This is a genomic window from Corallococcus llansteffanensis (genome assembly GCF_003612055.1).
GTDB lineage: Bacteria > Myxococcota > Myxococcia > Myxococcales > Myxococcaceae > Corallococcus > Corallococcus llansteffanensis.
Genome location: NZ_RAWB01000424.1, coordinates 1 through 8,732, shown reverse-complemented (window position 1 = coordinate 8,732; position 8,732 = coordinate 1). Strand labels below are relative to the sequence as shown.

Sequence of the window (8,732 nt, the reverse complement as noted above, 5' to 3'; positions counted from 1 at the left end):
GGTGATGGGGACGCCGGGGGGCCCACGAGCGCCGACCTGGCGGGCTACTCGCGGGTGACGTGCGATGGGTACGCCCCCTCCCTTGGCGGACTGACCATCTCCCCGGCGCCGGACCTCATCCAGCTCCGCGGCCGCGAGAAGTACCTCTCCGGGGAGCCGCCTCACTTCTGGACCTGGCCCGTGGCATCCCAGGGCCAGCCCTGTGCGACGGCCACCGATGCCACCGCCTGTCAGGCCGCCCTGGAGGCCGCGGATCCCATCGGGGGCCTCCACTACGAATGCGGGCCGGTGTGCTCCGACCGCTTCCTGGTCACGACGCGTGGCGACGAGGTGAAGACGTACCCGACGCTGGAGTCCATCCAGGGGCTGCTGGGCACCGTCGATACCCAACAGGAGGCCGTGCTCCTGGCCTTCGCGGCAGGCAACAAGCTCAGCTGCACCGAGTTGGAGCATGGCGCGGTGAAGACGAACGAGGACGGGACGTTCAACGTCATTGGCACCCAGGGCTCCACCTGCGGCAAGGACACGGCGCTGACCCAGCACGTGGTGAAGGTGTTCCCCTCCGGCGAAGTCCGCGAAGTGGAGCGCTACGTCCTGAAGGAGGGCGACCCCAACTGCACCGTCGGACGGAGGCCCGTGGGGCTCCAGGTCGCGGACGCGTGCGAGAGCACGGACGTGCTGGGGCAGTACTTCGCGGAGGCCGCGCACCTGGAGGCCGCCTCGGTCCACGCCTTCCTCCGGTTGCGCGAGGAGCTGGCCCTGCACGGCGCCGGTCCGGACCTCCAGGACGCGGCTCGCCGCAGCGCCCTGGACGAGGTGCTGCACACCGACGTGACGGGACGGATCGCGCGCCGCTTCGGCGCCACGCCCCAGCGTCCAGTCGTGGCCGCGCTGCCCCTGCGCCCGCTCATCGACGTGGCCCTGGACAACGCCGTGGAGGGCTGCGTGCGAGAGACGTACGGCGCGCTCCTGGCCCACCACCAGGCCCTGCACGCGCAGGACGCCGAGGTGCGCGAGGCCATGGTGCGCATCGCCGCGGACGAGACGCGGCACGCGGGGCTGTCCTGGGACATCGACCAGTGGGTCCGCCCACGCCTCTCCGCCCCGGAGCGGGAAGCGCTGCGGGAGGCGCAGCGGCAGGCGGTGGCCCTGCTGCGCTCGCAGCTCGCGGTACCGCCCGATGCGGGCCTCATCACCGCGGCCGGACTGCCCACGCCCGAGGTCGCCCTGTCCCTCCTGGACACGCTGGAGCAGGAGCTCTGGGCCTGAGCTACCGGGTGCCGCCCAGGTCGCGGCGCAGGTCGTCAGCGAGCGCGCGGAGCGTGTCTTCGCTGCGGGTCACTCCACGGATGTCCGCCCTGACGCGCGTCAGCGGCCTGCAACAGGGCTACCGCTTGCGATTCGGCGGGCGCGCGGCGGCAGCTGCTGCTGCTTCGCGCAGCTTGTCCTTCTTGCTCTTGCGCCGGCCCTTCACGCCGCCGTTCGGATCCAGGGGCGGCGCCGTGGGACCGGCCGTCGCGGCGGCTTCCGTTGGCTCGAACCCCGGGACCTGTTCGCGCGGGATGTCCAGGTGGTGGCGCCGCTCGATGAGCCGGAAGTGCGCCTCCATGTCCGGGGTGACGAAGCTGATCGCCACGCCCTTGTCCCCCGCGCGGCCCGTGCGCCCGATGCGGTGCACGTAGTCCACCGTGGAGCGCGGCAGGTCGTAGTTCACGACCGCGGGCAGCTGCGCGATGTCCAGGCCGCGCGCGGCGACGTCCGTGGCCACGAGCACCCGCACGCGCTTCGCCTTGAAGTCCGCGAGCGCCTGCGTGCGCGCGCCCTGGCTCAGCTCCCCGTGCAGGGAGCTCGCGGCGATGCCCGCGCGGTTCAACTTCAGCGCCACATGGTCCGCCGCGTAGCGACTGGCCACGAACGTGAGCACGTGGGACCACGCGTTCGTCTCCAGCAGGTGCCGCAGCAGCATCGTGCGCCGGGACTCGTCGACCTGGAGGGCCCGCTGCACGATGAGGTCCGCCGTGGGCAGCTCGCCTTCGTCCACGTCGATGCGCGTGGGCTCGTGCAGCAGCTCTTCCGCGAACTTGTGCACCGCGGGCGGGAACGTGGCGGAGAACAGCAGGTTCTGCCGGCGCTCGGGCAGCAGCTCCAGCAGGCGCGTGAGCTCGTCCGCGAAGCCCAGCGAGAACAGCCGATCCGCTTCGTCCAGCACCAGCGTCTCCACCGCGCCCAGCCGGAGCGCGTTCTGCGCCACCAGGTCCAGCGCGCGACCGGGCGTGGCCACCACGAGGTCCGCGCCGCCTCGCAGCGCCAGCATCTGCGGGTTCGCGGAGACGCCGCCCACCGCGAGGCAGGTCTTCAGCGGCTTGGACAGGTGCCGGCCGTACTGCTGGACGGACTCGACGATCTGCGCGGCCAGCTCCCGCGTGGGCACCAGGATGAAGGCGCGCACCTGTCGGGGCGACCCTCCCGGGCGTGAGCGGAGCGACTCCAGGAGGGGCAGCAGGAACGCGGCCGTCTTGCCCGAGCCGGTCTTCGCCGAGGCCCAGACATCACCGCCGCGCAGCACCACGGGGATCGTCGCGCGCTGCACCGGCGTGGGCTCGTCGTAGCCCAGGTCGGCCACGGCACGGGTCAGCGGCTCCGAGAGGCCGAGCGAAGCGAATGTCATGAGAAGGGAAGGCCTTGGAGTCGCGCGAGCGCAGCGTGGAAGCGGGGGAGCCTACCCCGGACGCAGGCGCGGCCCCTGGGCATTCCTGCCCCCTCACCACCCGGGCGAGGAGTCGCCCGGACCGGGAGTGTCGGGTGGACCGACTCGCCCCGTCATGGAGCGGCCCGACGTGTTAACAGCATCCGCATGGCGAAAACCCTCCCTGAACGTCCGCGTGCCGTCCTCGTCGGTGTCCAGCTCCCCGGCGTCTCGGACGAAGAGCACGCCGCGGACTTCGCGGAGCTGCGCCGGCTGGTGCACACCCTGGGCTACGACTCGGTCGCCACCGTGTCCCAGAAGCGCGACCGCCTGGCGACGGGCACGGTGCTCGGCTCGGGCAAGCTCAAGGAGCTGGCGAAGCTGACGGGCGGCTCCGGCGTCATCGCGTCGGGCGCGCTCAACCAGACGTCCAAGGCCCGCGAGAAGTGGGAAGCAGCAGCCGAAGCCGAGGCCGAGGCGGAGAACGAAGCCGAGTCCGAAGCCGGGCCCGGTGACGAGGACGCCGACGACGAGGGCCCCGAACAAGGCGAAGCGCTGGCCCCGCCCACGGACGACGACGAGGCGGAGCCCCGGCCCACCGTGGTGGTCGTGGACCACGAGCTGTCCCCCAGCCAGCTGCGCAACCTGGAGAAGGCCACCGGGGCGGAGGTGCTGGACCGCGCGGGCGTCATCGTCGACATCTTCCACCGGCACGCGAAGAGCCACGAGGCGCGGATGCAGGTGGAGATCGCCCGGCTCAACTACCTGGCCCCCCGGCTGCGCGAGTCCTCGGGAGGCCGCGAGCGGCAGCAGGGCCGTGGCGCGGGTGACTCGGCGGTGGAGCTGGACCGCCGCAAGATTCGCGACCGGCTCGCGGAGCTGCGCGAGGGGCTCGCGGCCATCCAGAAGGACCAGGACCACCGCCGCTACGCGCGCCGGGACCAGCTGCGCGTGGCGCTGGTGGGCTACACGAACGCGGGCAAGTCGTCGCTGATGCGCGCCCTCACGGGCAGCACGGTGCTGGTCGCGGATCAGCTCTTCGCGACGCTCGACACGACGGTGCGCGCGATGCAGCCGGAGACCCGCCCACGCATCCTGGTCTCGGACACCGTGGGCTTCATCCAGAAGCTGCCGCACGACTTGGTCGCGTCCTTCCGCTCGACGCTGGACGAGGCGCTGGAGGCGTCGCTGCTGCTCTACGTGGTGGACGCATCCGACCCCACGTGGGCCGCGCAGCTGGAGGTCACCCGGACGGTGCTCCGCGAGATTGGCGCGGACACGGTGCAAAGCAAGCTGCTCTTCAACAAGGCGGACCGGCTGGACGCGGTGGCCCGCGAAGCGCTGCTCGCGAAGCACCCGGAGGCCATCATGCTCTCCGCGCACCAGCCCGATGACGTGGCGATGCTGCGCAAGCACATCATCGCCTTCTTCGAGTCCTCCATGGTGGAGGCGGACCTCGTGATTCCCTACGCCCGCCAGGGCCGCATCGGCGAGGTGTACGAGCACACCACCGTCGTCTCCCAGGCCTACGACGAGAGCGGCAGCCGCCTGCGCGTGCGCGGCCTGCCGGGTGCCATCGCGAAGCTCACCCAGTCCTTCCAGGAGTGAGCCCCCGGTACGTGCGCCGCGGGCCTCAGCGCACCACGGGCACGGTCACCGGATCCTTCTCGTCCACGGTGACCTCCACCTTGCCCACGCGCCACAGCACGGGGAGGAACGTCAGCTGGATGCGGCGCCCGCTCGCCGTCTCCACCAGGGCCGTGCCCTCCTTGGGCAGGTAGTTGCCCACCTCGTACGTCACCGCGGAGAGGGTGATGCGGTCGGCGCCCGAGGGCCCCGTCAGCTCGCCCGGACCGTCGAACACCAGCGACGTGCCGCCGATGATGGGCAGGCCGTCGCGCTTGCCCACGCGGCTGTTCACGTGGAAGGTGTGACCCTGGCGTCCCGGGACGTCGCCCTCCACGTCCGCGAACAGGCGCGCCTCGTCGCCGCACGTGCCGTAGCCCACCTCCGCCTTCAGCGGCTGGCCGTCCACCGTCATCCCGCGCAGGTCCGCGGACATCTCCATCAGGTCCTCGCCGCCCCGGTACTCCAGCACCGCCTGCCCGGTGAAGCGCAGGCCGTGCACGTCACAGCCCCCGTCATCGAACGACAGCACCACCGCGTCGGTGACGTCATCCACCGCCGTCACCGTGGCCTTCGCGCAGGACACCTTCGACGCGAGCCCTTCCACGGCGTGGCCCAGGAACCCGCGCCGGGGCTCGCCGCACGTGTACACGGGCAGCAGGCCCAGCACCTCCAGCGCCCCGCGCACCATGTGCGTCGAGGCCGCCACGCGCTCCACGCGCGCCTTGGCGTCGTCTATCTCCTCCTTGCTGGGGGCGTTGTCTCCACAGGCGGTGGCGAGGGCGGCAAGGGCAAGGCAGGCGACAGGGGCGCGGCGCATGAGGGTCTCCAAGGGGTGCGGTCCTTCCGCTTCCTCGCGGTGGATCGTACCGCTGCCTCTCAGCAACCGTCATGCCTCCCCCAACCCCGCGAATCCAAAGGGCGGAGTGCGCCCTGACCCCGCCGGACGTGTGCAGCGCGCTGCGCACCCAGGGGCGGGACTGTCCGGCCCTGTCTTCCTCACCGACCGTCGTGTCGCGGAACACGGCGCGTGGGACAGCGCCTCAGGAGAGGGGGCGCTCCTCGTCCTCGCGCGGGGCCTCGCTGTCGTCCCCCGTGTCCTCGGCCTCGTCGTCGCCGTCGTCGTCCGGAGGGTCCTCGTCCGCCTGGGATTGCAGGAGGTCGGGGACCTCCACCATGCCGGCGCCCATGGGGTAGATGACCAGGTGGCGCAGGGGTTCACTGCCCACGCTCACCGCCTCCAGGTGGTTCCGGACGACGAGCGTGTGCTGCACCTTGCGCAGGCGCGAAGGGCGGGGCGACAGCGGGACGCTCTCGCCATCCGTGAGCACGCGCTGGATGGCGGCCTCGGCCTCGGCGACGGCGTCGCGCACGTCGTTCGGATCCACGCCCTCCAGGATGTGGAACTCGGTGCGCAGCGCGCGGCGGATCTCCGTGGAGCTGTTGCGCTTGATGGCCACCACGCGCGCGCCACCGCGCTCCGCGGCCCGGCGCAGGCGGGGCGAGTTGGCGCGGCTGCGCAGGGTGAGCACCAGCTCCGCGTTCTCCGGGCGGCCCACGACGACGGCCTCCACCGGCAGGTCGCGCAGCACGCGCTCCAGCAGCTCGCGGCTCACCGCGTGCGCCGCGATGCGGGTGGGCCCGGGCCGGGGCGCTCCCAGGGCCGGGGTGCCCCGGGGGACGTGCCCACCCGGCGGCGTGGCCACCACCACCTCCGGCGCCGCCTCCACGTGCACGGTGTCGCCCTGCTGCGTGCGGCGCTCGCCGCCCACCTCCGCGCCCGTCAACAGCCGGTCCACGGCGGCGCCCGTGTCGCGGTGCACGCGCACCTCCTCGCGGTTCACCATCTCCACCACGATGTCGAAGGTGGGCGTGCCGCGCCGCTCCGTCACCGTCTTCTGGGTGCGCCGGCGCCGCGCCTCCTCGTCGCTCAGCGTGACGGTCTGGATGCCGCCCACGAGGTCGGAGAGCGTGGGGTTCAGCACCAGGTTCTCCAGCGTGTTGCCGTGCGCGGTGGCCACCAGCTGCACGCCGCGCTCGGCGATGGTGCGCGCGGCGGCGGCCTCCGCGGAGGTGCCAATCTCATCCACGACGATGGCCTCGGGCATGTGGTTCTCCACCGCCTCGATCATCACGTCGTGCTGACGGTCCGGCCGGCTCACCTGCATGCGCCGCGCGCCGCCGATGCCCGGGTGCGGGATGTCCCCGTCGCCGCCAATCTCGTTGGAGGTGTCCACCACCATCACGCGCTTGCCCAGCGCGTCCGCGAGCACGCGCGCCACCTCGCGCAGCTTCGTCGTCTTGCCCACGCCGGGGCGCCCCAGCAGCAGCAGGTTCTTCCCGGAGTCCACCAGGTCGCGCAGCATGTCGATGGTGCCGTGGATGGCGCGGCCCACGCGCAGCGTGAGCCCCACCACGCGCCCCTGCCGGTTGCGGATGGCCGACACGCGGTGCAGCGTCCGCTCGATGCCGGCGCGGTTGTCGCCGCCCAGCTCCCCCACGCGGGAGAGCACGGCCTGGAGCGCCTCCTGGGCCACGGGCTCGTCGGAGAGGCGCGCCACGCGTCCCACGAGGCGGGCCTCCGGGGGACGCCCCAGGTCCATCACCACCTCCAGCAGCTCCGCTTCAGGCAGCCGCAGCACCGCGGTCTGGAGGGGCGGGGGGAGCACCGCGACCAGGAGGGCGAAGTCGTCGTTGGAAGGGGGAGGGTTCATGGGTGCGGGACAAAGGTGCGCCTGTTTCGTCCCGGGCGCATGGGTTTCCGACACGCGACGTGCAAGTCCCACGGGACGGACCTGGGCGCTCCGTCCGCTCCCCAGCAGCCGGCCGGGCGCGGGTGCCGCGCGCGGGGGGAGGCGGGCGTCCGCCGTCCCTACTTTCAGGGCCATGACAGCTTCGGTCCCGGCCCCCTCCGTCCTCTGGTCCCAGCTCGAGCAGGAGGCGCGCGAGCGCTTCGGCGTGGAGCACTTCCGTCCCGGCCAGCGGGAGATCATCGAAGCCGTCATCGACGGGCGCGACGTGCTGGGCGTGCTCCCCACGGGGGCGGGAAAGAGCCTCACCTTCCAGCTGCCCGCCCTCTTCGTGCCCGGGGCCACGGTGGTGGTGAGTCCGCTGCTCGCGCTGATGCACGACCAGCGTGAGCACCTCACGGAGCGCTTCGACCTGGACGCCGCGAAGCTGGACTCCACCCTGAGCGCCAGCGCCCTCAAGAATTTGCAGCGGGAGATCCGCCGGGGCGAGCACGAGTTCATCTACGTGACGCCCGAGCAGCTGGAGAACCCGGAGCGGCTGGAGCTGCTGAAGCGCGCGAACGTGAGCCTCTTCGTGGTGGACGAGGCGCACTGCATCTCCCAGTGGGGCCACGACTTCCGGCCCGCGTACCTGTCGCTGGGCGATGCCATCCGCGCGCTAGGGCGCCCGCGCGTGCTCGCGCTCACGGCGACCGCCACGCGGCAGGTGCGCGAGGACATCCGCGCGCAGCTGGGGCTGAAGGACCCGGTGGTGGTGAGCACCGGCATCCAGCGCGACAACCTGACGCTGGAGGTCCAGCGCACGGTGAACCCGGAGATGAAGCGACAGAAGCTGCTGGAGCTGCTGCGCGAAGCGGGAGGCAGCGCCATCGTGTACACGGCCACCGTGCGGCGCGCGGACGAGCTGTGGCGCTGGCTGCGCGCGCAAGGGGTGGAGGCGGAGCGCTACCACGGCAAGCTCAAGGCCTCCGAGCGCGAGGAGAACCAGCGCCGCTTCATGGACGGCACCACCCCGGTGGTGGTGGCGACGAAGGCCTTCGGGCTGGGCATCGACAAGCCAGACCTGCGGCTCGTGGTGCACTACCACTTCCCCGACTCACTGGAGAGCTACTACCAGGAGGCGGGACGCGCGGGGCGCGACGGGCTGCCCGCGAAGGCGGCGCTGCTGTACCGGCTGGAGGACAAGCGCATCCAGGGCTTCTTCCTGGGAGGCAAGTACCCGCGCCGCGACGAGAGCCAGCAGCTCTACGCCACCGCCAGCCGCCTGTGCGCCGGAGGCCGGAGCGTGGCGCTCAAGCGGCTCGCGGAGGAGAGCGGGCTGGGCGACAAGCGCGCCCGCGTGCTCGTGGCCCAGCTGGTCGCGGCCGGCGTCCTGGAGCGGGGCGCCCGGGGCGTGAAGCAGCTCCGCGGCTTCGAGCGCCCCGAGGAGCTGGACGCGTACCTGGGCGCCTACGAGGCCCGCCACCAGAGCGACCGCGAGCGCCTGGAGACGATGATGCGCTACGGGAGCACCACGGCGTGCCGCTGGCGCATGCTCGGGGATTACTTCGAGCAGCCCCGTCAGGACGACTGCGCCCACTGCGACAACTGCCAGGCCCGCGCGGAGGGGCGCTTCGACTGCGCGCCTCCCGCCCGGCGGCGCATCCCCGAGCCCCTCATCGACCTCCACC

General features: G+C 72.5%; 6 protein-coding genes. 3 read left to right on the top strand and 3 right to left on the bottom strand.

Annotated features, from left to right (window positions below; all coding sequences use genetic code 11):
- Positions 1-1,269 (top strand): ferritin-like domain-containing protein (locus D7V93_RS30595; protein ID WP_341870972.1); only part of this gene is annotated, 1,269 nt, incomplete at its 5' end.
- Between the two features lie 118 nt (positions 1,270-1,387).
- Here D7V93_RS30595 and D7V93_RS30590 read toward each other — a convergent pair.
- The gene (locus tag D7V93_RS30590) at positions 1,388-2,668 is read right to left on the bottom strand and encodes a DEAD/DEAH box helicase (protein WP_120646748.1); all 1,281 of its coding nucleotides are present in this window, start codon (positions 2,666-2,668) and stop codon (positions 1,388-1,390) included.
- 186 nt (positions 2,669-2,854) lie between these two features.
- Between D7V93_RS30590 and hflX the strand changes: the two genes are divergently transcribed.
- Positions 2,855-4,294 carry a GTPase HflX gene (gene hflX, locus D7V93_RS30585; RefSeq protein WP_120646747.1) on the top strand — a complete coding sequence of 480 codons (1,440 nt, stop codon included), beginning with the start codon at positions 2,855-2,857 and terminating at the stop codon, positions 4,292-4,294.
- Positions 4,295-4,319: 25 nt separating this feature from the next.
- Here the strand turns inward: hflX and D7V93_RS30580 are convergent, their stop codons facing one another.
- Positions 4,320-5,132, bottom strand: a complete 813-nt coding sequence (locus tag D7V93_RS30580; protein WP_120646749.1) for a hypothetical protein — start codon at positions 5,130-5,132, stop codon at positions 4,320-4,322.
- A 223-nt stretch (positions 5,133-5,355) separates the two neighbouring features.
- A complete protein-coding gene (locus D7V93_RS30575; RefSeq protein ID WP_120646746.1) occupies positions 5,356-7,026 on the bottom strand; it encodes an AAA ATPase domain-containing protein in 1,671 nt (556 codons plus the stop codon).
- 172 nt (positions 7,027-7,198) lie between these two features.
- On the opposite strand from D7V93_RS30575, the gene D7V93_RS30570 reads away from it, so the two are divergent.
- On the top strand, positions 7,199-8,732 hold a 1,534-nt coding region (locus D7V93_RS30570), incomplete at its 3' end, for a RecQ family ATP-dependent DNA helicase (protein ID WP_147451418.1).

Coding starts and splice junctions, on each gene's coding strand:
- D7V93_RS30590 (WP_120646748.1), bottom strand. CDS start 2,668: ATGACATTCGCTTCGCTCGGCCTCTCGGAGCCGCTGACCCGTGCCGTG.
- hflX (WP_120646747.1), top strand. CDS start 2,855: ATGGCGAAAACCCTCCCTGAACGTCCGCGTGCCGTCCTCGTCGGTGTC.
- D7V93_RS30580 (WP_120646749.1), bottom strand. CDS start 5,132: ATGCGCCGCGCCCCTGTCGCCTGCCTTGCCCTTGCCGCCCTCGCCACC.
- D7V93_RS30575 (WP_120646746.1), bottom strand. CDS start 7,026: ATGAACCCTCCCCCTTCCAACGACGACTTCGCCCTCCTGGTCGCGGTG.